The organism is Gordonia sp. LMA167, assembly GCF_058130025.1.
In genome coordinates this window covers 6,013,322-6,038,877 of record NZ_CM176708.1, presented here as the reverse complement: position 1 = coordinate 6,038,877, position 25,556 = coordinate 6,013,322, and the positions used below count along the sequence as shown (strand labels likewise).

The 25,556-nt window shown below is 60.0% G+C and carries 21 protein-coding genes and 1 pseudogene; 12 read left to right on the top strand and 10 right to left on the bottom strand.

Going from position 1 to position 25,556, the window contains the following annotated elements; all coding sequences use genetic code 11:
- Positions 1-6: 6 nt before the first annotated feature.
- From ACVT6V_RS27035 to ACVT6V_RS27010, 6 genes are all read right to left on the bottom strand, one after another.
- On the bottom strand, positions 7-873 hold the full coding sequence (locus ACVT6V_RS27035; RefSeq protein WP_489897138.1) for an ABC transporter permease: 867 nt from the start codon (positions 871-873) through the stop codon (positions 7-9).
- The gene (locus ACVT6V_RS27030; RefSeq protein WP_489897137.1) at positions 870-1,622 is read right to left on the bottom strand and encodes an ABC transporter ATP-binding protein; all 753 of its coding nucleotides are present in this window, start codon (positions 1,620-1,622) and stop codon (positions 870-872) included. Before ACVT6V_RS27030 ends, ACVT6V_RS27035 begins: the two co-directional genes overlap by 4 nt.
- On the bottom strand, positions 1,619-2,980 hold the full coding sequence (locus ACVT6V_RS27025; RefSeq protein ID WP_489897136.1) for an amidohydrolase family protein: 1,362 nt from the start codon (positions 2,978-2,980) through the stop codon (positions 1,619-1,621). The genes ACVT6V_RS27030 and ACVT6V_RS27025 overlap by 4 nt, the downstream gene beginning before the upstream one ends.
- A 33-nt stretch (positions 2,981-3,013) precedes the next feature.
- Positions 3,014-4,069 (bottom strand): ABC transporter substrate-binding protein, encoded by a 1,056-nt coding sequence (locus ACVT6V_RS27020; RefSeq protein WP_489897135.1) that lies wholly within the window; start codon positions 4,067-4,069, stop codon positions 3,014-3,016.
- A gap of 48 nt (positions 4,070-4,117) precedes the next feature.
- The gene (locus tag ACVT6V_RS27015) at positions 4,118-4,828 is read right to left on the bottom strand and encodes a FadR/GntR family transcriptional regulator (protein WP_489897134.1); all 711 of its coding nucleotides are present in this window, start codon (positions 4,826-4,828) and stop codon (positions 4,118-4,120) included.
- A gap of 493 nt (positions 4,829-5,321) precedes the next feature.
- Positions 5,322-6,875 (bottom strand): AtzH-like domain-containing protein, encoded by a 1,554-nt coding sequence (locus ACVT6V_RS27010; protein WP_489897133.1) that lies wholly within the window; start codon positions 6,873-6,875, stop codon positions 5,322-5,324.
- A gap of 103 nt (positions 6,876-6,978) precedes the next feature.
- Here ACVT6V_RS27010 and ACVT6V_RS27005 point away from each other — a divergent pair, with 103 nt between their 5' ends.
- Together ACVT6V_RS27005 and ACVT6V_RS27000 are read left to right on the top strand one after the other, a co-directional pair.
- Positions 6,979-7,491 carry an ureidoglycolate lyase gene (locus tag ACVT6V_RS27005; RefSeq protein WP_489897132.1) on the top strand — a complete coding sequence of 171 codons (513 nt, stop codon included), beginning with the start codon at positions 6,979-6,981 and terminating at the stop codon, positions 7,489-7,491.
- On the top strand, positions 7,488-8,498 hold the full coding sequence (locus tag ACVT6V_RS27000; protein WP_489897131.1) for an LLM class flavin-dependent oxidoreductase: 1,011 nt from the start codon (positions 7,488-7,490) through the stop codon (positions 8,496-8,498). The genes ACVT6V_RS27005 and ACVT6V_RS27000 overlap by 4 nt, the downstream gene beginning before the upstream one ends.
- Before the next feature lie 5 nt (positions 8,499-8,503).
- On the opposite strand, the gene ACVT6V_RS26995 is transcribed toward ACVT6V_RS27000, so the two are convergent.
- The 3 genes from ACVT6V_RS26995 to rfbA form a co-directional block, all read right to left on the bottom strand.
- Entirely contained in the window at positions 8,504-9,235 is a 732-nt protein-coding gene (locus ACVT6V_RS26995) for a GntR family transcriptional regulator (protein WP_489897130.1), read from the bottom strand.
- Between the two features lie 253 nt (positions 9,236-9,488).
- The gene (locus ACVT6V_RS26990; RefSeq protein WP_489897129.1) at positions 9,489-10,106 is read right to left on the bottom strand and encodes a dTDP-4-dehydrorhamnose 3,5-epimerase family protein; all 618 of its coding nucleotides are present in this window, start codon (positions 10,104-10,106) and stop codon (positions 9,489-9,491) included.
- A complete protein-coding gene (rfbA, locus tag ACVT6V_RS26985; RefSeq protein WP_489897128.1) occupies positions 10,106-10,981 on the bottom strand; it encodes a glucose-1-phosphate thymidylyltransferase RfbA in 876 nt (291 codons plus the stop codon). Before rfbA ends, ACVT6V_RS26990 begins: the two co-directional genes overlap by 1 nt.
- 278 nt (positions 10,982-11,259) lie before the next feature.
- Here rfbA and rfbB point away from each other — a divergent pair, with 278 nt between their 5' ends.
- Entirely contained in the window at positions 11,260-12,264 is a 1,005-nt protein-coding gene (rfbB, locus tag ACVT6V_RS26980; protein ID WP_489897127.1) for a dTDP-glucose 4,6-dehydratase, read from the top strand.
- Between the two features lie 6 nt (positions 12,265-12,270).
- Here the strand turns inward: rfbB and ACVT6V_RS26975 are convergent, their stop codons facing one another.
- Positions 12,271-13,458 (bottom strand): DUF1972 domain-containing protein, encoded by a 1,188-nt coding sequence (locus tag ACVT6V_RS26975; RefSeq protein ID WP_489897126.1) that lies wholly within the window; start codon positions 13,456-13,458, stop codon positions 12,271-12,273.
- Between the two features lie 687 nt (positions 13,459-14,145).
- On the opposite strand from ACVT6V_RS26975, the gene ACVT6V_RS26970 reads away from it, so the two are divergent.
- From ACVT6V_RS26970 to ACVT6V_RS26930, 9 genes and pseudogenes are all read left to right on the top strand, one after another.
- Complete coding sequence (locus ACVT6V_RS26970; RefSeq protein WP_489897125.1) at positions 14,146-15,747, top strand: sugar transferase; 1,602 nt, start codon at positions 14,146-14,148, stop codon at positions 15,745-15,747.
- Between the two features lie 1,359 nt (positions 15,748-17,106).
- Complete coding sequence (locus tag ACVT6V_RS26965) at positions 17,107-17,811, top strand: glycosyltransferase family protein (protein WP_489897124.1); 705 nt, start codon at positions 17,107-17,109, stop codon at positions 17,809-17,811.
- Positions 17,808-19,211 carry an O-antigen ligase family protein gene (locus ACVT6V_RS26960; RefSeq protein WP_489897123.1) on the top strand — a complete coding sequence of 468 codons (1,404 nt, stop codon included), beginning with the start codon at positions 17,808-17,810 and terminating at the stop codon, positions 19,209-19,211. The genes ACVT6V_RS26965 and ACVT6V_RS26960 overlap by 4 nt, the downstream gene beginning before the upstream one ends.
- A complete protein-coding gene (locus ACVT6V_RS26955; protein WP_489897122.1) occupies positions 19,211-20,176 on the top strand; it encodes a glycosyltransferase family protein in 966 nt (321 codons plus the stop codon). The genes ACVT6V_RS26960 and ACVT6V_RS26955 overlap by 1 nt, the downstream gene beginning before the upstream one ends.
- A 44-nt stretch (positions 20,177-20,220) precedes the next feature.
- Positions 20,221-21,462 carry a glycosyltransferase gene (locus tag ACVT6V_RS26950; protein ID WP_489897121.1) on the top strand — a complete coding sequence of 414 codons (1,242 nt, stop codon included), beginning with the start codon at positions 20,221-20,223 and terminating at the stop codon, positions 21,460-21,462.
- A complete protein-coding gene (locus tag ACVT6V_RS26945) occupies positions 21,462-22,934 on the top strand; it encodes a lipopolysaccharide biosynthesis protein (protein ID WP_489897120.1) in 1,473 nt (490 codons plus the stop codon). Before ACVT6V_RS26950 ends, ACVT6V_RS26945 begins: the two co-directional genes overlap by 1 nt.
- Complete coding sequence (locus ACVT6V_RS26940) at positions 22,931-23,800, top strand: polysaccharide pyruvyl transferase family protein (protein ID WP_489897119.1); 870 nt, start codon at positions 22,931-22,933, stop codon at positions 23,798-23,800. Before ACVT6V_RS26945 ends, ACVT6V_RS26940 begins: the two co-directional genes overlap by 4 nt.
- Positions 23,801-23,904: 104 nt before the next feature.
- Positions 23,905-24,195: pseudogene (locus ACVT6V_RS26935) on the top strand (Wzz/FepE/Etk N-terminal domain-containing protein); the annotation flags it as partial.
- 369 nt (positions 24,196-24,564) lie between these two features.
- Positions 24,565-25,338 (top strand): CpsD/CapB family tyrosine-protein kinase, encoded by a 774-nt coding sequence (locus tag ACVT6V_RS26930; RefSeq protein ID WP_489901032.1) that lies wholly within the window; start codon positions 24,565-24,567, stop codon positions 25,336-25,338.
- The last annotated feature ends 218 nt before the right edge of the window (positions 25,339-25,556 follow it).

Genomic DNA, 25,556 nt, shown 5'->3' with positions numbered 1-25,556 from the left:
AGTTCCTCACTCGTCGTCGGGCAGGGCGGATTCGTGCCAGCGGGACAGCAATACGCGTTCGAGCAGGACCACGAAGCCGAACAGCACCAGGGAGACCACGCTGGCCATCACCACCGCGACAAACAGCTGCGGCGTGCGGAGTTGGACGGCGCTCTGGGTGATGATGTAGCCGAGTCCACCCTCGCCGCCGCCCACACCGGCGACGAACTCACCGACGATCGCACCGATCACCGACGCGCCGGCGGCAATACGCATGCCGGTCAGGATCGACGGCGACGCACCCGGCAGTCGCAGCGAGAGCAACGTCACCCGCGGCGGTGCGCCGGCCATCGAGTACAGCTGCACCAGGTTCCGGTCGATCGACTTCAGGCCGTGCAGTGCGTTGGCGGCCACCGGGAACAGCGCGATCATCGCGCCCACCAGCATGTTGGTGGTCTGCCCGGGACCGATCCACACCACGAACAGCGGCGCGATCGCGACGATCGGAATGGTCTGCAGCACGATCAGATACGGGTAGAACCCGCGTTCGGTGATCCGCCATCGGGCCATCACCAACGCGACGGCCACGCCCGCGACGGTGGCCACCAGGAAGGCCAGATACGACTCCTGCACGGTCACCCAGGTGGGCTGCCAGATCGATGTCCGCTCCTCCCACATCGTCTGCACCAGCGTCTTCGGCGACGGCAGCATGTAGGACGGGATGTCGAAGAGGGCGATGATCAGCTGCCACAGCGCGATACCGAGGATGAACGCACCCACCGGGGGACCGACCTGCAGCAGCCGCCCCTTCACAGAACGGCGGGCTTCGATGGTGCCGGCGGTCTTGGGCTTGACGATCTTGGTCAGCAGGGATGGGGAATCGATGACAGTCATTCGCGGAAGCTCCCAAGCATGATGGAGATCTGTTGTTGCAGCGCCCGTAACGCGGCCTCGTCGCGTTCGGACTCCGGGTCCAGTGATGGTGGGCTGGGCGACTTGATGACCTCGACGACGTGGCCGGGTCCGGTGTTCATGATCGCGATCTGGTGGCCGAGGGTGCACGCCTCGTAGATCGAGTGGGTGATGAACAGGACGCTGAACTGCTTCTCCCGCCACAGGCGCAACAGTTCGGCACCCATCTTCTCGCGGTTGAATTCGTCGAGGGCGGCGAAGGGTTCGTCCATCAGCAGCAGTTCGGGGTCGCTGGTGACCGAACGGGCCAGCGAGGTGCGCATCTTCATGCCGCCGGAGAGTTCCCGCGGGAAGGACTTCTGGAAGCCGTCGAGCCCCACCATCTTGATGGCCTGTTCGGCGCGTTCGCGTCGTTCCTTGCGCGGCACCTTCTGGAGTTTCGCGATCACCTCTACGTTGGCCTGCACGCTGCGCCAGGCGAGCAGGGTGGGGTCCTGGAAGACGTACGACATGCGTTCGGTGTCGCGGGTCATCGAGCCCGAGGTGGGTTCGGTGAGCCCGGCCGCCATGCGCAGCAGGGTGGTTTTGCCGCAGCCGGACGGACCGACCAGCACGGTGATCTCGCCGCGCCGCACCGACAGGTCGATCGGGGCCAGTGCCCGGAAACCGTTGCCGTACACCTTGTCCGCAGCGTCGAAGGAGACGAGGTTCTCCGCCATGGTCATCGTCATGATCTCACCGCCATGTCATCGTGGTGGACGATCGATGCGCGACGAGAACGCATCGACCGGTGGATGTCGTGTCGATCGGCGGTGAGCACCTCACCGCCGCCGACGACCTGGGTGCCGTCGACCCACACATCGGCGACGTCGGCGGGGGAGCCGGCGAAGACCAGTCCCCGTCGCAACGTCGACGAGCCCGAGTAGCCGGGTGACTCGATGTCGACGGTCACCAGGTCGGCGCGATAACCGGCCCGTACCGCACCGATCGTGTCGTCCAGTCCGACGGCACGTGCGCCGCCGCGCCAGGCCATGTCCAGGGCGTCGACCTCACTGAGCCGACCCGCATCCAGGGTGCGCAGCCGGTCGGACAGCACCGACCACTTGATCGCCTCGAACATGTTCTGGCCGTTGTTGCTTCCGGGTCCATCGCAGCCGATCGCGACCGGCACCCCGAGCGCACGCAGGTCGGAGATGGGTGCCGGGCCCGACGCGAGGTAGGCGTTCGACGTCGGGCAGGTGACCACGGTGGCGCCGAGCTCGGCGATCAGTTCGCGCTCGTCGGGTTCGAGCCACACGCAGTGGACGAGTTGTGTTCGCGGGGTGACGAGTCCGTGGTCGCGGAAGTAGTCGACCTCGCGCAGACCGTGACTCGCCACGGTGGACTGCACGCTTGTCTGGGTTTCCGCGCAGTGCGCGTGCAGGCCGATGCCGGTGTCGGCGAGGTAGCCGCCCACCCGATCGCAGAGTTCGGCCGACGCGAGCCAGGTGGTCTGGATGGCGGCTTCGCAACGAATGCGCCCCGAGGCTGCGCCATCCCACGTGGAGACGAAGCCGGCCACGTTGTTCAGGTACTCGTCGACGGTCTCCAACCGGGAGGTGCGCGTACCGCCGGCGTCCATGTCGACACCGCCGCGCGCGATGAGGCCGCGGATGCCGATGTCGCGGAACGCGCGGGCGACGTGGTCGGAGTTCTCGGGATGGTGGTGGACGTACTGGTTCTCCAGCACCGTGGTGACGCCGGAGCGCAGGTTCTCCAGCAGTCCGGCGGTGGCCGCGAGGTAGAAGTCCTCCGGCTCCAGGCGCCCGGTATACGGCCAGATGTCGTGGGCCAGCCAGTCTTCCAGGCACCGTGTGGTGCTGACGCCGCGGAGCATCGATTGGAACAGGTGGCAGTGGGCGTTGATGAAGCCCGGCATCACCAGGTGTCCGGTCGTGTCGACGACGCGGTCGGCGGTGGCGCACAGTTCTCGGGCGGCTTCGCCGTCGCCGACGTCGGTGATCACACCGTCGTCGACGACGACGAAACCCGACGGCATCTCGGTGAAGGCGTCGACGATGATCGCGCCTCCGGTGAATACCGTTCTCATGACGGGTTTCCTAGCCTTGGTCGGTTCTGCGGATCAGTTCTGGCCGGACGGCGGTGCCGGCAGATCGGTCGGCGCAGCGACCGTCGGCAGCAGGCTGGCGTCGTAGAGATCGCCCGTGGTGACCGGCTTGGAGATCTGATCCAGCTTCTTGAGCTGATCGATCAGGGTGGACCAGCGTGCTTCGGTCATGGCGCCGAGCTGCTTGGCACCGTCACCGGAGACGACATACTTGCGCTGGGCGTCCCAGGCGTACCAGACGGACTCGTTCGACTGTTCGCTGTTGGCCTTGAGGATCGCGTTGTTGGCGTCGGTGGCCACCTTCACGTCGGACATGTAGTCGTGCCAGCCGTTGATGCTGGCGTCGAGGAACGCCTTCAGCTCGGTTTTGTGCTCGTCGACGTACTTCTTGGAGGTGAAGACGACGTCGTTGTACGGGTTGAATCCCGACGCCGAGTACGGCATGAAGTTCACCGGCACACCGGCTTCCTCGGCTTGGCGCACCTCGTTGGTGGGCCAGCCCTGCTGCAGCAGCGTCGGGTCCTTGAGGAAGTTGGCGATGGACCCCTGGTACTGCATGGTCTTCAGCGGCACCCCGAGTTCCTTGTCGAGCCAGACCGGGTAGAGCGCGCCGGCCTGGCTGACCAGGGTGTGGCCCTTCATCGCGTCGAACGAGGTGATGTTCTGATCCTTGTGCGACAGGATGCCGACCGGGTTGTCCTGGTACAGCGCCGCGATCGCCACGACGGGGATGCCCTCCTGCTGAGCCTGCACGATGCCGGCGGCATCGGTGTGGCCGATCTGCGCACGGCCGGAGGCGACCAGCTGTGTGGCCGACACCTGCGGTCCACCGGGCTGCAGGGTGACGTCGAGATCGGCGTCCTTGTACAGGTTCTCGGTCTGCGCGGCGTAGTAGCCGCCGCCTTCCGGATCGGCGTACCAGGGCAGGACCACGGTCATCTTGGTGGCACCGCTCGCGTCAGACGAGGAGCCGGAGTCGGAGCCGCATGCTGCGGTGCCGAGCGCGAGGGCGGATGCGACGACGGCAACCGCGACGCGCAGGAGCCGCCGACGAGGACGTGCTGATTCCATGGGGAAACCTTCTGTGTGTGATGGATGGATGACGATGATCGACGTTGATCAGAACGATGGGTGGTGTGAGCGAGTCATGTCGGCAACCTCGGAAAGATGCTGCAACATGGCTTGTCTCGCGGCCTCGGGATCACGCTGCTGCAGGCAGAGGTAGATCCGGTGGTGTCCCTCATGGGACAGGCGGCGCGAGGGGGAGTCCGCATGCGACAGCGCCCGGGTGGAGGCGGTCCACTCGTTGGCCAGTGTTCCCAGCGCCACGAGTAGACGATTCTGGGAGGCCTGCGCCACCAGCATGTGGAACGCGATGTCCTGCTCGATCGACTCTTCTTGGGTGAGCGGAAGTTTCGTTCGCTCGAGGACGGTTTCGAGCGCGATCAGGGTGGAGTCGGTGATCCGACGCGCCGCCAGTTCGGCGAACCGCGGCTCGATGGTCTCCCGCAGCTCGGCGACGTCACGCAGCGTTCGCTCGGCCTCCGAGATGCGTTCGTAGAGGTCGTTGGCGCGGGCGGTGGGTTCGGTGACGATGGTGCCGCGCCCCGGGCGCCGCGCCACCATGTTCTTGACCTCGAGCTCGTGCATCGCTTCCCGCAGAGAGGTGCGCGAAACATTCAGCGACGCAGCCAGTTCCCGCTCCGATGGCAGCCGCGTACCGGGCTGGAGTTCGCCGGTGGAGATCAGCCGTTCGAAATGCGCGACGATCTCGTCGCCGATCGACGTCGACCGACGGACGAATCCCGTCAACTGCGGCAGTTCTGTCACGCGATCCCCTTGGACTGATTGGTCGGACCATCTGATGAACACATCGTATGGCGGGGTACGCTTGGGTCGCGCGCCGGAGAACGATGCTGCAACATGCCTTTGACGCGCGAAATGTAGATGTAACGCAAGGACTTCCCCTTCGGTCCCTGAGGAGCGAGCTTGCGAGCGTCCAATCGGTCCCTGAGGAGCGAGCTTGCGAGCGTCACGAAGGGCCGACCCTTCGTGACGGCCCTCCGCGAACGTAGTGAGTGGCGTATCGAAACCACCGCCACCCCGCCCGGTCCCTGAGGAGCCTCGCGAGGAACGAGCGATGCGTCACGAAGGGCCGACCCTTCGTGACGGCCCTCCGCTATCGCTCCGGCCCTCCTCAGGGATCGGGGAGACGGCCCTCCGCTATCGCTCCGATCCTCCTCAGGGATCGGGGAGACGGCCCTCCACAGGCAACGAAAAACGGCCCGCACCAACCGGTACGGGCCGTTCCGCGGAACGCAGCTCAGATGCGAAACTCCAACCAAGACCGAGCAAACGACACCAACGCACGATCACCCCCGACCGCCCCAACCGCACACAACCCCACCGGAGCATCATCCGCGGTCAAACACGGAGCCGAGATCGCCGGCCGTCCCGACAGGCTCGCCAAGCACGTGAGATGCAGCGTCGCCGTACGTGCCCGCTCAGCCGACCCACCCAACCGCAACGGCGCCGGACTCGAACTGCTCGGCAGCAACAACACCGAACTACCGGGCAGCGCACCCGCAAGCCGCTCACGCGCCTCCTCGATCACCAGCCGCGCCCGCCGGGCATCGTCCGAGGTCACCACCGACGCCGCTTGGAACCTCTCGGCGACATCGGCGGTCACGGCGTCGGGATGCGCGGTGAGGAAATCGCCGTGGCTCTCCCACGCCTCGTAGGCCTGCACTGTGCGGAAGGCGCGGAACCAGTCATCGAGCCGACCGTCGACGACACTGCGGAACGACACAGGGACATCCTGACCAACAAGCCGAACCGCCTGCCAGAACGCCTGCGCCACTTCGGGCTCCGCGTAGCCGAGCAGGCTGGGGTCGATGACGACGTCGGTGATTTCGTCAGACGACTGCGGCGCAACCAGAACGTCGATTCCGCGGGACAGCGTGTCGATGTCACGCGCGAGGAGGCCGACGGTGTCGAATGACGGCGCCAACGGCAGCACACCGGTGGTGTCGATGGCGCCGTGACTGGGCCGGTATCCCCAGATGCCCTGGTAGGAGGCGGGTACTCGGATCGATCCGGCGGTGTCGGTGCCGAGACCGAGATCTACTTCGCCGGAGGAGACCGCGACTGACGGTCCGCTGCTCGACCCGCCGGGAATGCGTTCAGGTGCGGCCGGATTCGGGGGTGTGCCGTAGTGCGAGTTGACGCCGCCGAGGCTGTAGGCGAGTTCATCGGTGTGAGCGAGTCCGGTGACGATGGCCCCGTGGGAAACGAGGGCCTCGACTGCGACCGCGTGTGCCGACTCGATCGACGCCTGCGCCAGGTAGTGGGGTGTGCCACCGCCGATCGATTCCCCGGCGATGGCGAACAGGTCTTTGACCGCCACCGTCAGTCCATTCAGTTCGCCGTCACCCGTGGCCGGTACCAACGGTGCTCCGACCTTGCGCCACACGGTGGTATCGCGCGGCGGTCCGGCGCTGACGTGCGCGTACGCCACTTTCCAGCCGTCCGGGGTGATCCGCCATGCCTGGGTTTGGAGGCCACGTGCCCCGTTGGGGCGGCAGGTTTCGGCGAGGATGAGAGCGGTGTCGTCGGCGAGTTCGCGGACATGGACCGCGGTGACGGTGCGGGCCGGCGCCCCCTGTGTGCGGGCGGCGCGGAACCGGGCGATCTCGTCGTGTCCGATAAGGACAGCGGAATGGTCGGCGCGGATCGTGCGCTCGTCGTGCCAGAACAAGTCGTCGAGTTCCGCCACGTCGTTGGCCATCAGCGCCGACTCGTATCGCCAGAAGGCCTGCATCAGAGTCGAATTGGTCTGATCGATCGGGGGAACGGAACAGTCGATACTGCTACTCATGTCCACAGACTGCACCGCGAATGTTTCACACACATGACGAATCGGTACAACATGTCTGACATGTGCTAGCGTCGCCGCCACGACAATCTGCTGGGAGGTGGCCATGAGTCCCGTTGTGTCGTCGATGCGACAGATTCCCGTTCAGACCTTGACCGATGAGGCGTTCGCACCGTTCGGAGCCGTGCTGTCCGGGGTGCCCGACGGTGATGCGCCGCAACCCGGGGAGCGTCTGCTCGACCTGAGCAATGGCATTCCGCGGTTCTATGTGATGACCCTGCGGGATCGGCCGGCACGGTTCACCTCGATTACCCGTCACCGACGGGTGACTCAGGCGTTGGCCGCGGTCGGCGGTGCGGAATGGATTCTCGCGGTCGCCCCGCCCGGCGACGCCGACGACCCCGATATGCGGCCGTCGATCGAGCAGGTGGCGGCGTTCCGGGTGCCCGGTGACGTGGTGGTGCTCATGCATCGGGGGACCTGGCATGCGGGCCCGCTTTTTGACGATGACCAGATGAGTTTCTTCAACCTGGAACTCGATGACACGAATCGTGTTGATCACCAGAGTCATTCCTTCGACGGGGTGGAGCTGGTCGTGGTCGAGGAGCCGCACTCATGAGCCAATCACTGCCCGTGGGCCTGCTGTATCAGATGTGGGAGACCCCCGATGTGTCGACCGCGGCGCTGGTGGACCGGGCGCTGGACGATTTCCGGTTGGCCGCTGATCTCGGGTTCGATGCAGTGTGGGTCGGCGAGCATCATTTCGTTCCGCAGGGCCGCAGCTTCTATGGGCGGATCTCGCATCCGGAGATGCTGTTGACCAGGGCGGCCGCCGAGATCCCGCGCATGCGGTTCGGTACCGGAGTGAAGGTGCTGCCGGATGTGAGCGCGACCCGCGCCGCCGAGGAGATGTGCATGCTCGACCTGCTGTCGGGTGGGCGTGCCGAGTTCGGGGTGGGGCAGGGCACCGGATACGCCGGCGACGAACGGCTGCGCCGGCAAGAGATCTTCCGCGCCCGCATCGACGAGATCCTCCGACTGCTCGACGGGGAGGTGTCCGACGGGCTGCCGCGGATCACGTTCGACGATGGCGGCAGGGTGCGCGACAACCTGTGGGCGGCATGCCGGGACGAGGCGTCGGTGGTGCATGCCTCGCGTAACGGACTGAACTTTGTGGTGGGGCAGGCCGAGAATGCGCGGGCGCAGGCCGAACACATCCGGTGCTATCGGGAGGCCGGCGGGTCGGGGCGGGTGCGCGGGGTGCGCGCCGTCTATGTGGCCGAGTCGCGGGAGCGTGCCTGGGCCGAGTTCGAGGCGGCGTTCGAGGTGTACAGCGTGATGATCGCCGGCCCGGACGGCCGGTACACACGGGAGGCGATCGCCGCCGGGCTGTTGCCGGAGCAACCACGAACCATCGATGATTGGCTGTATCAGGCCAATGTCATCCTCGGCACTCCCGAGCAGGTGGCCGAGCAGTTGTCGGAGTACCTCGATGTCACGGGCGTGGATCGACTGGATCTGCTGGTGCAGTTCCCGCGCCTGCCCGCGGAGTGCACCCGGCGATCGCTGGAGTTGTTTGCGTCGGACGTGTGGCCCCGTCTGGCGCCGATGCTGGTCGCGTTGTGAGCTGATCAGCGGCGGACGAGCCGGATCATGGTGTGCTGAAACGCGTTGGTGGCGTGTAGCTCGGAGGCCCAGTACGCGGTGAGTCCGGCACGGCTCACCCCTACAACTTCCATGGTGAGAGCCGGTTTGCCTTCTTCGATGTCGAGTAGGCCGGCGTCACGCGCCGACACCGACGTGGCCGACGGGTAGACGATCTCCCATTCGGTGGCGCCGACCCCGATCTGTGCGGCGATGTCGAACACCGGCTTGGTCGCGTCGATGTCGGCGGGGGCGGAGGCGGGCAGGACGATCGAGTCGTTGGCGCGGATGACCGGGAGGTCGTCGGCGAACCACACCTTGGTGGTGCGAAGCACCCGTGTGTCCTCGCTCAGCTCATACTGTTCGGTTTCGTCGGGTGTGGCACCGTCGATCCGGCTTTCCACCACAACCATCGAAGCCCGCCGCCCGGTCGATGCGATGAGCTCAGCCCGGTCGATCTGCTCGTCGATGCGGGCCGAGACGTCGAGCATGCGGCGGTTGATCACCGTGTCGGCACCTTGGCGTCGACGGATGTAGCCGCGTTCCTCGAGTCGGACCAGTGCTTCCCGCACCGCCGGCCGCGACGCGGCCAGCCGCTCGGCCAGCGCCGGTTCGCCCGGCATTGGTGACCCCGACTGCGCCGACTCCCGCCACACTTCCTCCAGCCGCGCGGGCAGGCCGCTGCGGTCGCGGGGGAGGGGTGGCCGTGCTGGGGGCATGGCGGGAGTTTAGCGGAGGGTGCGGTGGGTTGTCTGACATGTGGAGAGCGTCGGAATCTGAGCTTGCTCAGGGCAGGAGTGGGTCATGCCGACATAGCCTCGTATGCGAGGCGCTCGTCATCGGTTGGCTTTCGCATAGTTCAAAATAGACACCTATTCGGAACTGGGCGTGCGTCAGCACGGAGAGTCAAGCGATTGTGTTGGCCACGCCTCACGCCGAATCCTCGACTGCGCTTCATGATCGTCCGACCCATCAGTGCCTGATCGCCTGCAAGTATGTCGTGACGTCACCGAAGTCCGGCAGCAAGCCTGAGTCCCGCGCCTCGGTCAAACCTGGTGCGGCGGTGTCCTTCGCGGACAGTTCGTAGTCGAGTGGGCTGCCGTCGCGCGCCGTCGTCGGCCAGGCGATGCCCAATTCCGAATCCAGCGGGTTGATGCCGTGTTCGGCGGTGGGGTTGTAGCCGGTGGAGCACAGGTAGGTGACCGTCGAGCCGTCGGCGAGCGAGCAGAATGCGTGGCCGAGGCCTTCGGACAGGTAGACGGCGCGGCGGTCGACGTCGTCGAGGAGCACGGTGTCGTAGGTGCCGAATGTGGGTGAGCCGACCCGGATGTCGACGATGACATCGAGGATCGCACCGGACGGACAGGTCACGTACTTGGCCTGCCCGGGCGGGACGTCGGCGAAGTGCACGCCGCGCAGCACGCCGGCCGCCGACACCGACAGGTTGACCTGTGCCAGGTCGAGCCGGTGTCCGATGGCCTCGGCCAGCAGGTCACCCTTGAACACCTCGGCGAACAGCCCGCGGTCGTCGCCGTGTTGCACCGGCGTGATCTCCCACGCACCGTCGATGGCCAGCGGACGCAGTTTCATCAGAACTCCTTGCCTCTCGAGAGGATTTCAAGAAGGTAGTTGCCGTAGCCAGATTTCCTGAGTTTCTCAGCGCGCGCCCGCAGTTCCTCGTCGCTGATCAGACCATTTCGCCACGCGATCTCCTCGGGCACCGCGATCTTGAGTCCTTGCCGTTGCTCCACCGTGCGAACGAAGTTGCCTGCGTCGAGTAGGGAGTCGAAGGTGCCGGTGTCGAGCCAGGCGGTGCCGCGGGGCAACACCTTCACGGCCAGTTTGCCCTGCTCGAGATAGTGGGCGTTGATGTCGGTGATCTCGTATTCGCCACGGGCACTGGGTTTGAGGTCGCGGGCGATCTGCACGACGTCGTTGTCGTAGAAGTACAGGCCGGGCACCGCGTAGTTGGACTTCGGCTCGGCCGGCTTCTCCTCGAGCGAGATGGCAGTCCCGTTGTCGTCGAACTCAACCACGCCGTACGCGGTGGGGTTGGCCACCCAGTACGCGAAGACCGCGCCACCGTTCAGATGTTCAAATCCGCGAAGCTGACTGCCCAAACCGGGGCCGTAGAAGATGTTGTCTCCGAGGACCAGGGCAACCGAATCATCTCCGATGTGGTCGGAGCCGAGGGTGAAGGCCTGTCCCAGTCCGTCCGGCGACTGCTGGGTCTTGTAGGTGATATCAATCCCGAATTGGTCGCCGTTGCCGAGCAAGCTCTGGAAGGCGTCGCTGTCGTGGGGAGTGGTGATGACCAGGACGTCCGTGATTCCGGCCAACATCAGGGTCGACAAGGGGTAGTAAATCATAGGCTTGTCATAGACTGGGACCAATTGTTTGCTGACGCCCTGTGTAATCGGGTGCAGCCGAGATCCCGTTCCGCCGGCAAGGATGATTCCACGCATGTGACAACGGTATGCGCTGGTCGATTCACTGTCGAATCGCGAGAATGCCTGCGCTGGTGTGACTTAGATCGCAGAAGTGGCCGAGACCAAACTACACGCGGTAGTTATTTCGAGAATCCTCTACGATTTCCAAATCAGAATTCCATCTTTGGTTGGAAATGGGAAAGAGCGACGACGATTGGTGTGATTCAGGACTGTGTCGTAGATTTGCGCCGCTGAATATATATCGCGCATAGCGACTGGGCGCGTGTGCCGGAGTCTGGGCAAGGGAGCAACACATGCGGGTTCTGGTCACCGGGGGCGCCGGGTTCATCGGTGCGAACTTCGTGCTGCGAACCCTCGAGCAGCGGCCCGACGTGCAGGTCACGGTGCTGGACAAACTGACCTACGCGGCCAACCCGGCGACACTGGACGCCGTCGGCGACCGCATCGACCTGGTCAAAGGTGACATCGCCGACGCCGACCTGGTCGACGCTCTGGTGGCCGGCACCGACCTGGTGGTGCATTTCGCCGCGGAGTCACACAACGACAACTCGCTGGCCGACCCCACCGCATTCGTCCAGACCAACCTGGTCGGCACGTTCTCGCTACTGGAGGCGGTGCGCCGCCACGACGTGCGCTACCACCACATCAGCACCGACGAGGTGTACGGCGACCTGGACCTCGACGACCCGGCCCGGTTCACCGAACAGACCGCCTACAACCCGTCAAGCCCCTACTCGTCGACCAAGGCAGGCAGCGACCTGCTGGTGCGGGCATGGGTGCGCTCGTTCGGACTGCGCGCCACGATCTCCAACTGCTCGAACAACTACGGCCCGTTCCAGCACATCGAGAAGTTCATCCCGCGTCAGATCACCAACGTGCTGTCGGGGGTGCGGCCCAAGCTCTACGGCGACGGCCTCAACGTGCGCGACTGGATTCACGTCGACGACCACAACGATGCCGTGTGGACCATCATCGAGCGCGGCGAGATCGGCGAGACCTACCTGATCGGCGCCGACGGCGAGGTGAACAACCGCACCGTCGTGGAGACCATCCTGGAGTTGCTGGGCCAACCCGCTGACGCGTTCGACTTCGTCACCGACCGCCCCGGCCACGACCGCCGCTACGCCATCGACTCCACCCGGCTGCGCACCGAACTCGGCTGGCGACCGCAGTACGTGGACTTCCGCGCCGGACTGTCGGCGACCATCGACTGGTACCGCGACCACCCCGACTGGTGGCAGCCCACCAAACAGGCCGTCGAACAGACCTACGCGGCCACCGAACGGGTCATCGGCTGAAAGAATTCAGCGCTGCCATTCGACCGTGTTTCGCCGTGCCTTGCGGTGGACGCGATGTGCGCTCTGTCCTTGGTGTAGTCGTTTGGCGAGATCCTCGTACTGGTCGGCCACGCCGTCCCACGTGTAATGGTCCGCCGCGCGTTGCCGGCCTTCATTGCCGTATTGAGTGATCAGGTCGGGTGTGGCCTCGGCGCCTTCGATTGCCTCGGTGACGCCCTGCGCCGTAGTGAAGAACCAGCCGCGGTTGTCGGTGACATCGCGATTGAATGAGACATCGAATCCGATCACGGCCGTGCCGGCACCGATTGCCCGGAGGAGCGACGGATTGGTTCCTCCGACAGAGTGTCCGTGCAGATAGGTACACGCATGAAAGTACAGAGCGTCCAGTAAGTCTTGGTCGTAGACCGCGCCGAGCAGTTTGACGCGGTCGTCGGATGCGGCCAGCTCCTGAATGGCTGTCGTGTACTCCTCGGAGTACGGCGCTGATCCAACGACTGCCAGAGGTTTAGATGTCCCGGACTGGACGTAGCCTTCGACAATCTCGCGAACATGGTTCTCCGGCTCGAATCTCGCGACCACGAGGTGATAGTTGCCAGGGTCGAGACCAAGCTCTTTCACACCGTCCGCTGGGGCTTCGTGCAGCTGGGGTGCCCCGTACTTGATGAGCTCGGTGTCGGCTCCGAACTGGTGGGAGTAGTAATCGGAGATTCCGGGCGAATCGGCGATCAGAGCGTCGGCAGTCCGAACACCGAAAGTTTCGGCTCTCCGGTAGTACTCACGTCCGGTGTTGCCCCACTTGCTCCGCTTCCATTCGAGTCCATCCATGTGGAGGGCGACGGGTACGCGCGCCATACGGAGCATTGGCAGGAAGGGGGAGTTGGCGGCGTTGAAGACAAATGCAACATCGGGCCGGCGTCGGGTAACCGCATGGACCACCGATAGTGCAGTGTGGCTCGGAGTTTCGAGGGCCTTCTTGCGGACCGCGGGAAGGGTAATGCGATGCATTCCCAGGTATTCGTCGCCAACCTCTCCGTCATCGCGGCCGTACACAGTCACGATATGACCGCGCGAGGCCAGTCGTTTGCCGACTTCTTCGACTGCGGTTTCGAACCCCCCGTACGCGGCTGGCACACCGCGAGTGCCGATCAGCGCGATGCGAAGACAAGACGTGGACGGGTGAGGGGTACTAGGCATGCGGAGATTATGTCCAACAGCCGCGTGGCGTGTCGGACGCAGGTAGCCGCTGAGGCGACGCGGGCTGTGCGGCGTGAGGCACGCGGGCCCAGAGTCAAGCGCTCGCGTGTCCGAATCGAGATTCAGCTGTGGTGTCCATCGCCTGCCCCGTATCGAAATCCGCATCCAGAACTGTGAACGATATAGTCCGATTGAAGTATTTTCAGAAGCTAACGAGACGTGATAGCAGCGAATGCAAAAAGCGAAGCTCGGAAGTTGGTGACCTTGCAACTCGGTTTGCAATAAACGTCAGCTAAGCAAACCCTAAGCGTAGTGAATTTGCGATAGTGAATCTCCAGGGAAGCTCCGCCTGCTCGCGAGGATGCCTTCCCGTCACGACCAATCGTCGTGTACATCGGTTGAAAGTGTGTCCGAAATCACTTGGCTGGAAACCGATCCGAGTTCTTTCGCCCGGCTAACGATGCTGGTCAGTGGAACTCGCAGGTCATGGATGGATGCCGGTAACGTGCACGCGGGCAAACCCGATTTAGCAGACAGGCCTGAACTAGTGGCATCGGCCAGTACCTGGCGATCTTCACGATCGCGGGAGGGCTGCGGTCCGCTTTCAAGTTGTCAAAGTCAGGTGACTGCAATAGCCTTCTCAGCATCCGTTCAGGGTCAAGAAATGGCCTCTTGAGAAGTCTTGAAATGGCGGCGCTGGATTTGTGCTGCCTTTTTGGCGTTGCAGCAAAACCGCTGCGAACGGGGTGTCGGGGAGAGGAAGCGACGTTGGCGAATGGTCAAGCGTACGACGCTTCACGTGAAGTGACGGCGACGCGCCTTGGACAGCGACTGAGGTTCGTAAGCCGTTCGGGTGAGCGATCACGCTCGTGGGTTCACGGCTACCTCGTAAGGGTTGCGTGGTCCGACGCTGTCATCATCGCGGTCGCGATGACCGTCGCGCAGTGGGTGCGGTTCGGAACCGATGATGCCTTGACCCCGAACGGTGCGATCAAAGCGCCGGCGGCGTACGTTTCAGTCGTCCTCGGCCTGGTGTGGCTACTGGCCCTAAGGGCATTTCAGACCATGGACCGGCGAATCGTTGGTTCAGGTCCGCAGGAGTACAGCCGTGTAGTGACCGCCTGTTTCTCGGTGTTCGGTGCGCTAGCCATTCTTGATCTGCTATTCCGCCTCAACATCGCCCGAGGGTTTCTCGCTCTAGCACTGCCGATTGGCACGCTCGGGTTACTCCTCTCTCGGTGGTCATGGCGTCGGCGGCTGTGGAGGCAACATGCCGCGGGGAGGAACCTCGAGCACGTACTCGTCGTTGGCTCCCCGGCTTCAGCGGTCCCGCTAGCCGAACGGTTGATGAGCGAACCCAGCCTGGGCTACCGCGTCGTTGGCATTTGCCTCCCGGATCATCGGCGGGCCCGGGAGTTTGTCGCCGTCGGTGAGCGTGCAGTACCAGTATTCGGGAATTTTGACGATGTCAGTGACGCGGTTGAGCGATCAGGTGCAACGACCGTCGCAGTGACATCTGCCGAAGCCATTGGTCACAGCGCGATGCAAAGTCTCTCGTGGGATCTCGAGGGAATCGACGTGGACATGTTGGTGGCCCCGGGTGTAGCCGACGTGGCAGGCCCCCGAATGATGGTTCGGCCTGTCGCTGGCCTGCCCCTTGTTCATATCGACAAGCCGAGATACGAAGGCGCTACACGGTTCCGGAAGGCAGTTGTGGATCGGGTCGGATCGGCGTTGATCCTCGCGGTGTTGGCACCGGTGATGATTGCCGTTGCAGTCGCGATCAAACTTGATTCCCGTGGTCCGGTGTTCTATCGCGCCACACGCGTCGGACTCAACAACGAGCCCTTTTCGATGTGGAAGTTCCGGTCGATGGTGCAGAACGCCGATTCGATCCGGGATGGACTGCGCGGGATGAATGAGGGTTCGGGGCTTTTGTTCAAGATGCGTGAAGACCCGCGTGTGACAAAAGTAGGCACATTCATTCGGCGGTACAGCCTTGATGAACTTCCGCAACTGTTCAATGTACTAGGCGGCAAAATGAGCCTTGTTGGCCCACGGCCTCCGCTGCCCGACGAGGTTGAGCAGTACGACGGTCGGGTGGCGCGTCGGATGTTGGTGAAACCAGGAATGACGGGACTGTGGCAGGTGTCTGGCCGCTCTGACCTGTCTTGGGAGGAGTCGGTGCGGCTGGACCTTTCGTACGTGGAGAACTGGTCGATCATGCAGGACGCACTGATTCTTTGGAAAACTCTGCAAGCAGTCTTTGCCAAGAATGGTGCTTACTAGTGAGCGACGCCAACAAGACACAGTTGAGGGTGTTTAACCCCTTAGGTTCAGCTTTGACCCATTATGGCGTAGAACTTGGCTCGATCTCAGATCAACTCAGAGTAGATGTACACCTTGAAAGCTATGATGAACCAGCCTCTTCATTGAGTAGGCGGTTCAAGTGGGTATTCAGAGTGGGCCGATTTTATCTGAGGCAGCGTTGGACGAGCATCTTCTGTCGAACCGGCGATCGAATTCCCACAATAGTGGTCTGGCCAGCTCTCGGATATCTTGACCTTATTGGCGCACGCCTAGCTGGGCGTGGAACGTATGTAGTACTCCACGATCCCGTACCGATGGTGAGGAGCGCAGGGTATGACACCTTCAGCAAAATGCTGGCACGACGGTTAGGTTCATCGCGAGTCATAGTGCACAGCACTGAAGCCGCCAGCGTCATCCAGGCGCAACTCAAATCAACACCGACAATACTGCCTCATCCAATGTCCTGCGAATCGATACAGCCACCAGACAGAGATCGCCGACCCAAAATTGTAAGGGTACTCGGGCAGTATAAGAAGACACGAGATACGAGAATACTCGAGACCTTGGGGCGTAGCGCGCGAATGTCGGAATACAAGTTAGAAATTATAGGGCGCGGGTGGCCGGCGGTCGACAAATGGGATGTTAGTGATACATACCTCGAAGAGTGCAGCCTAACTGAGGCAATTAGAACAGCCAGTGTAGTCCTGATTCCGTACACGAGATTCTATCAGAGTGGGATCGCCGTCAGATGCGTAGAATTGGGTACGCCGGTTGTGGGCCCAAGAACCCCATTCATGGAACAGCTAATTGGGCAATCGGCGGCGACGCTGGTCAGTCTGAGTCAAGTTCAATCCCAAGATTCATGGGCAAAAGCGATAGATTCCGCTCTTGCGGAAGACCCTGAAGTCAGTAAAGCGCGATACCGAAATTATAAGAACTTCGCGCTATCGGAATGGGCAGAATGGTTAAAGGGAGCGAGCGTTGGATGAGTTGGTCCTGGTTAGCCTCGGTCCCCCTGTAGCCTGGAGGACGGCTGTTTGGGCACAATGCGCGGGAATAACCAGCGAGGTGAGAATCTCAGATCCGGCTCCATTGGGAAGACGATTCGGTTCCCGAGCGATGGGACTCGGGATTGACGCACTCCGCGTGGGGATCAGGGCACGCTTACAGAACGCGCGCAATTCCGCAACACTTGTTGCGGAGAATCCCTGGATCGGGGTAGCGCTGAAGGCTCTCGGCACTAGGCGATTGGCGGTCATTGGTCTTTACACCACGCCGCAGAGCAGGTCATGGCGTCTGCTCACGCGAGTTCTGTCGCGTACTTTGATAATGACGCATATGAGCACCGAGGCGCAGACATGGAACGAGAACGGAGGCAGATGTACGTTCATACGATACGGCAACACATTCCGCTATCCACAGAAATCAAGCGACCCCGATCGAATACGAATTTTCACCGGCGGAACGTCTGACCGCGACCAAGCGAGTTTGAAGAAACTCGTCGACGAAGTCCTGCGGGACAATCGAGAGATCGAACTTCTGATTGCTGACGGATCAGGACCCAAGATTGTGCAGAACGAAACCGGATCTGCGCGCGCAAGATGGCTCCCAGTAGTTACAGCTGAGGATTTTGGAAACGCTCTCTCCACAGCCGACATAACATTCTTGCCATTGGACGTAACAACAAATAGATCATCGGGTCAGATGGTAGCAATTGGATCCTTGGAGTGCGGTATACCAATAGCAACAAATCGCTCGCCTGGATTGCTCGATTACACCGGGAAATTCATACGGGTAATCGACACCGATACAGCAATTCTGCCGCAACTCGAAGCGATTCTCGCAGATCCGGCGGTAACACCGCAAAGGATTCGTCAAGAATGGAGAGAGCGGTACAGTCTAGACGCATACGCGCGGCGAGTCGGTGACGCGCTGCAAAAGGGACTTCAGGCACCTCCAGCGCCACATAGAAAGAGATTGAGCGCCTGGCTACGCCAAACCGTTGCGTCAATGATCTTCGAATCGCAACGGAGCGAAGAATGACGAACACGATGGCGCTAATCGCGATTTGTACGATCTGCGCGGCGATCGTCTGCTTGATCCTTGGCATGAGAGCTGGACTGTTTGTCGGCTTTCTAGTTAGCGTACTAATCCTACCCACCACACTCTGGGTGAGCGGCTATGACGCCAGGCACGTCGGAATAACGACGGGGTACTTCGAGATAACAACCTACACCGCTGTTCTCGCAGTATTCGCTGCCTACATGTTGCTTATGCGAACGCCGCCAATCGGTCCACTAGCGTTAACCCTGGCAATGTACCTGATAGCGGCTCTAGTTCTCTGGTGGGGCGTGTCGCCGGAGATAGTTTCAGGAATCGTACTATTCATTTCTGCGGGAGTGGCATTCGGTCTGGGAAGGTACATCTTCGCCACCGAGTTGACGGAAGTGCATCTTGGCAAGACTCTTATCAGTATCATTGTCGTCGTGCTAGCTCTCGAGGCTGCTGTTTGCCTGTTGCAAGCCGCAGGTGTCGAGCTAAACATTCTTTCGCACTACTCCGTATCGGACATCACCGCTGCCACAACGGAAGGTAGGGTTAACGGAACGGCCGATCATCCAGGAACCCTTGGCAAGCTAATATATCTAGCCTTAATGATAATCCTGCCATTCACAATCGATAGTGAAAGATATACACGCGTAATGGCATGCACAGGACTGGCACTTGGTGGTATAAGCCTAATTCTAACGCAGAGCCGCGCCAATGTAATTGGTGCCATGATCCTCGTCGGGTTGTGGTTAATAGTTAACTATCGAGGGAAGCGCAATAGGAGGGTCATCCTAAGCCTATCGATTGGTTTAATCGTGGCGACGGCTTTCGCTTACGGGCCGATCCTGAAGAGATTCGAAGACGCTAATAAGTTGAACGGCGGGTTCGATCCCAGGACCCATCTAATGGAGATTGCGCTAAAGAACTTGCCGCAATACTTTCTGACAGGGACCGGACCGAACGCTTACGTTGCAACAATAGGTAGGACTGACCGTCTGACCGCGCTTGGGTGGCCAGTCCACAATTCTGCGATGCTGCTGTTGCTCGAACTTGGTGCGGTAGGGGTTGCGATCGCAGCCACCGCCTTCCTGGTTGTCACGCGACGAATGATTCTGGAAATTCGGAACGGGGGACACGGATCGAGATTTGCGAAGTCATTTATGTGCGCGCTGCCGGGCCTTGTGTTGATCGGATGGACTGGGTGGGGACTGCTATCGGGATCTGTTCTTCTCTTCCTATGCTTTACGACGGGCGCCTTACTAGGTGCATGTTCTTACACGTCGGTATTTCACAACACTTGCTCGGCAATCCTCCCGGGTAGAACGGAGGACCGCGACGAGCCAGTCCCGTCGGCGAGGCTCTCGAGTGACGAGCGCACCATGGTGAGGCAATAGTGGCAAACACCAGAAGCGGCTATGAGAATCAGTGCCATCTCGTTGTCGTGAATTATGAAACCGTCGATGAGATTTGTAACCTATTAGCGCGGGTCCACCGTTCATGGTGTGCCTCGATTCTAATTATTAATCATTCTGGTGAAGCCCAGGCGCGCGAACTTGAAGCGCTTGCTCCGAGCTCGGTAGAATATCGCGTACTTAGTCAGCTGAACAACGGTTTCGGATCTGGCGTTAACCTTGGCGTGTCCACAATTTACGAGTTGTACGGCGGAGACGCACTTGTGTGGCTGGTGAATCCCGACATGCTACTGCATCAAGGTGACGTAGATCTGTTTTTGAGAAGGTATGCCAGTTGCGATGTTGACCTGTTGTCCTGCGAGATACTAACTGGACGGGCACCATACCAAATATGGTATAACGGCGGCACGCTGAACAATTTCAGTGGACGGGTCGTACACGTCGGTTATGGTTCTATACCAGCATCTGAGACGAGGCCGGATATAGATACGGTTACTTTCGTAAGCGGGGCGTCAATGTTGTTCGTGTCGTCGGTATGGATGGATATAGGCGGATTTGATGAAACCCTATTTATGTATTGGGAAGACGTTGATCTGTCAGAACGTGCTAATCGGTTAGGCTACAAGATGGGCGTTTACCACGGCTTTCGGCTCTGGCATAAAGTCGGTGGCTCAGTGGGTGCAGTTGGAGCGGGACAAAGCCGATTGTACTATTTCTATTCTGCGCGCAATCGTGCATTGGTTATGCGCAGAGGCGGCAACACTTGGCGTCATCCATTATCCTTGCACGCATTACCTGAGACACTTCGTCTGTCGCTGCGGCCGCTGCGCGAGGAAGTAGACAAAGTTCCGAAGCTAATGTGCTGGCTTGGGGGTTTCATGGCTGGGCTGAGAATACCCAAACATGAGATAATTGAGCTGCCTAACCCGGAGAAGCCTCGATCGTGAACAGCGTTGTAAGTAGCCGGCGTCGAGATCAGGGTGACGCGCTGTTGACGACAATTTCGTTCGCCCCACCTGACTTGAATTCCACGCACGCGGGCGGTCGATATTTCTTCGATCATGTTGACGCTTTGTGCTCATTGTTCCGAATCAGCGTTTTTACAGAAACGCCTAATGAGTCAAACGGAAGAGCCGATGCATACGCGATCGATCTAAATAACGTCGAACTGACTTTTCTGGAGACTGACAGTCGGGGCGGACGCTACTTGGCACGCGTCTGGACACGCCTTCGGAGACTCTATAACCCATGGTTGTTGACGTCAGCTTTCCGGTCTGCAGCAGACCAGAGCGCCTGTCTTCAAACGGCCCTTCAGACGGCGACGATCGTGGAACTACAGTGGTCTGAGTTCTTTACCCTGGCACCGAAACTGCGAAGGACTGTTGGGCCGAAGACCAAAATCGTCGGTGTGGCTCACGATGTGCTTACGCAGCGCACGGAGCGCGAAGTTGGTGTTACGCGATTCTCGGCCCTTAATCCACTATCGACGCTGAGACTATATCGGGCAAGATTTATTGAGCGTCGAATGTGGAAAGCGCTAGATGCGATTATTGTCTTCAGTCAAAAGGACAAAGACTATATGCTTCGCGGTGGATGCGCATCTGAAGTTTTAGTTGTTCATCCGTCTATTCAAGAAGAGTCAATGCCTCAGTCGCTTCCGTCGCTCGAAGCAAGATCCTTTGAAGTAGTTTTCGTCGCCGACTTCACACGCGCCGTCAATTGCGCCGGAGCGGAGTGGTTTATTCGAGAGGTTTGGCATCGCGTGCTCACCGCTAATCCCGATGCGACACTTGTCCTCGCGGGAATGGCGTCTGACACGTTCTGGTCGACGTTTTCCAGAGATAGTTCTCCTGAATCCGATACGCGGTTCTCTGTATCGGCGACTGGCTACGTTGAGGACCTGTCCGCGGTCTACAAGAGCGCGCGGGTGGCGATCGTCCCGCTTCACGGCGGTGCAGGTGTGAAGTTTAAGACGGTGTCCGCGATGATGTGGGGATTACCGGTGGTGGCCACCGCCGTAGGTGCTGAAGGTATCGGGGACGAATCCATTTATGCTGGCATTTCGTGCGACCCGCGTCAGTTTGCGCGGTCGGTGGTAGACGCCATTGCGTTGACTAGATCTGTGGAGGCGGCCCGAGCCGCAGCGTTTGACTTCTGCTGGTCTCGATACTCTGACGTCGAGTTTCGTCGATGCCTAGCAGATGTCTATCTGCGTCTGGCAGAGGTCGGCTGATGGCCGGCAATTATCAAGTGGAGGCCTCCAGGGTTGCGCGCGGTGCATCTGTTACTGTTGTGGGGCAAATTATTCGGGTAATGGTTCAGTCGATCAACGTTGTTGTGTTGACCCGTTTGCTGTCTCCCTCTGATTACGGTCTTCTTGCCATTGTTCTCAGTGTTGTTATGTTTGGCGAGCTTATACGCGAGTTTGGTTTGTCGGCGGCGGCGATCCAAGCTGATTCGTTGAATGACTCGGAGCGTGACTCGCTATTTTGGGTTAACACATTGATTGGGTGTCTTTTGGCTGCACTCGCGGTCCTGATATCGCCTCTGGTTTCGAATCTCTACCACGATAGCCGCCTTACCTCCATTTTGTGTGCGTTGGCGCCCATCTTTGTCTTCAATGGTGTAGCTGCACAATACCGAGCCTCACTACTTCGTTCCCAGCGCTTCTATCCTGTCGCAGTTTCCGACATTGCTGGTCAGGTACTTGGACTCATTCTTGGAGTATCCCTTGCGGTCTCAGGAGCCGGATATTGGAGCCTTGTAGGCCAGCAGTTGGCGGTGTTTGGGGTGACCACCGCAGTTCTTATCGGTGCCGCGCGGTGGCTTCCAATGTTCGTTCTGCGCTTAAGAGGCATGGGGAGATTCTATCGATTCGGACTCGAGTACACGGCAACCCAGTTTATCGTCTATATTAGCCAAAATATTGCGACATTATTGATCGGTTGGCGGTATAGTATTTCGGATGCCGGGCTAGTTAACCGCGCGATGCAGTTGACTAGCATGCCACTAGCTCAGGTGTCAGGACCATCAACCAATGTGTCGCTTCCGGTTCTATCGGGCTTACGAAAGCAGCCTCTTCTTTACTCTAGGTACCTTGTTGCTGGGCAGAATCTAATAGTCGGCACACTCGCCTGTATGATGTTTTGGGCTGTTCCTGTGATGCCGATCCTGGTTAGTAATGTTCTGGGTCCGCAGTGGGCCGGAGCAACTCATCTAATTCAACTGCTAGCGGTAGGTGTTGTCTTTCAATCGCTGGGCCTCCCTATTTTTTGGACTTTTGTGTCGTACGGTTTCACCCGTTCTAATCTTCTGTTTTCTCTCGTAACTCGTAGCCTACAGGTCGCGGCGGTGGTCCTGGCGGCAATATTTGGGTCCCCGACGACTGTAGTGTTGGTTCTATTGGCGTCCTATACGATCAGCTGGCCAGCCGGTCTACTTTGGCTTTCAGTCCGGCATGGCATCCTGGTGAAACCCCTTGCTAGATCTGGCGTGTCAGTCTTGACCATCTTTTTTCTTTGCGCGCTTTTCGCTTGGCTGGTTGCGCGAGATATAAGCGTTGGTTGGATTCAAGTGATGGTAAGTTCCACTGTTTATGCTGTCACTTTTGTTATCTCGTTGGTTTTTCAACCTGTGAGGCTCCTCTTTTATCCGTTTGTGCGGCTTGCTTCGTCGGTCGTGGGTAGAGAAGAGGTTGCGCCATGATCGACACATTCTGGTGGCGGCCATGGAGGATGCCGCATGTACTTCGTGAAGAACTTTCAACCCGTGGTAGTGCGTGGTGGAATTTGGCTCGGTTTAGCCGGCGTACATTGTCCAATTTCGGCGACGAGTTGTCGCCGTTGATCGTCGAGGCAGTCTTCGGGAAACGCGTCCGTTGGGTTCCTCCTGAGTCTGCGGACCTCCTCGCCGTTGGTTCCATTATCGATTTCTACTTGGCGGTCGGCGGCACAGGTGCTGATGTCTGGGGATCGGGAGTGAGGGAGATCGGGCGGCTGACTGAGCACCCCGCCGGCTTCGGACGGATACTTGCGGTGCGCGGCCCTCGTACTGGTGAAGCATTAGATTCTGCTCTAGATTTCGTTCACGGTGACCCGGGTATTCTTGTTGGCTCGGTCTTCGATCATTGTCCTCCTTCCAATCACTCTAAATCCACGATTCTTATACCTCACTACCAGGCTTTTGCGTCGTCCGTGGGTCTTGCTGTTATTAAATCTGCGATGAGCGCGGGCGTGAGGGTTGTCAGTCCTACATCCACTCCGTATCGAGTTCTGTCGGAGATTCGGTCCGCGGACCTCGTTCTTTCGTCGAGCTTGCACGGTCTCATTTGCGCTCATTCATATGGTGTTCCCGCGGCGGCGGTCGATTTTGGCGGTGGGGTTACTGAACCGGATTTCAAATTTATTGACTATTATGATTCTATCGGCTGTGAACTAGAGCGGTTCAGTGCATCCCAAATTTACCGGGCGGAGTATCGTCGAAAGATGTGGGATCATGGCGATTCTGTATTGCTTCAAATTTCATCGGCTATTCAGCAGATGTCATCGAATCTGATTCGGTGCGCTTCATGATCCTTCTATTGTCAACTGTTTCGTTTTCGAATCTTTATCCTATTGAGGTTCGGAATCAATGGCGCCGTATTCGAGCGTCATGAGTGTTTGAGAGGGCTGAACACATGGTTGCTAGTGGCGTGGCTAAGACGGAGGACGTTTGGGACGGTCTACGGTCGTCATGGCGGTTGGTCGTCAAGAGTTGGTGGGTTGTTGCACTTGTAGCGCTCGTTTTCGCAGTTGCTGCGCTTACTCTGAGCCTGAGTAGGACCTCACAGTACGCTGCGTCTGCGTCGCTGTACGTGACTTCCGGTTCAGACGCGAACGCCCAGAGCGCCTATCAGGGCTCGTTGGCGTCCCAGCAACGTGTCGCGTCTTATGCTCGTCTCGTGACGTCCGACACGGTGTTGGCCGCTGCGCTCCGGGACTCGGGTGTGGGGTTGTCGGTCGAGGATGCTGAGGGTGCCCTTTCTGCGACGACTTCTCCGGATACTGTTTTGCTAACCGTCAGCGCGACAGACGCGGATCCAGCTCGGGCGGTCCGGTTGGTTGACGGAGTTGCGAATGCTTTGGTGGCTTACGTCCGTACCCTCGAGGAACCGTCGACTGGTGGCCAGCCCCTGGCCAAACTGACTGTCGTAAGTCCGGGGAGTGCGAGTTCATCACCGATCTCGCCAAGGCCCGGACGAAATATGGTTCTCGGTTTCTTGATCGGTGGACTCCTGGGAGTCGCGGCTCTGTTTATTCGTGATCGTATGGATACTAAGGTACGTAATTCTGGCGACGTGGAGCTGATTCTTCACCGACCGTCATTGGGAATCGTTCCTTTGGACGAGAATCTACGCCATGGTGATACGATCGATTTTAGCATTGGCTCGTCTGTCGCCGCGGAATCGTATCGTCGGCTTAGGACGAATCTCGAGTTCGTGAGCGTGGATCGTTCAGTATCGCGAATTCTCATTACGAGTGCTAATGAGAGCGAGGGCAAGACCACTACGGCGATTAATCTCGCTGCATCCCTTGCGGAGGCTGGTCATCGGGTTGTTTTGGTTGATGCAGACTTACGGAAGCCAGCCGTCTCAAATAGGTTGGGCCTGAGTTCGGCCTTCGGTCTCGGCAATTTGCTGCGTCGAGAAGACAGTTGGTCTGAGCTGATTCAATCGTCGGGTACTCCACTGTTGGATGTTTTGGCCTCAGGTGAGTTGCCCCCCAATCCCGCTGAGCTGCTGGGCTCGGAGCGAGCACGACGGTGTTTTACTGAGCTATCGGCCGCTTACGACTACGTGATCGTTGACTCTCCGCCAATTTTGCCTGTTGCTGATGCATCGGTCCTAAGTCAGTGGGTAGACGGAATACTTCTCGTCGCGTGGGCTGCCGCTACCAAGCGCGCTGAGTTGCATTCGGCTGTCGGTGGACTGTCTGCGGGTAGGACGCCTATCCTAGGTTCAGTTTTGAATGGTTTCCAGGGCGAATTCGACGGTTATCAATACGCTAACTACGGTTCGGATTCCTCGTCTGATGCATCGAATGATCAGCTTGCCGGGCGGGAAGGAGGCTGAAGGATTGTCCTTGTGGCATTTCTCTCTCTATTGGAGAACTGCCTGCTCGTCTACAACGATTGAGTTGTCGTTATCGACTGGTTCCCTAGCCCTCCGATTCTTCGTGTACTGGAGCGTCTCCCGATGTTGGTGTATTGGCCACTGTGGCAGCTCGGGTCCTATCTTCGACCCGATATCTATTGCGGCCGGGTTGTTGGTGTGACACTGCGTGGTGACCT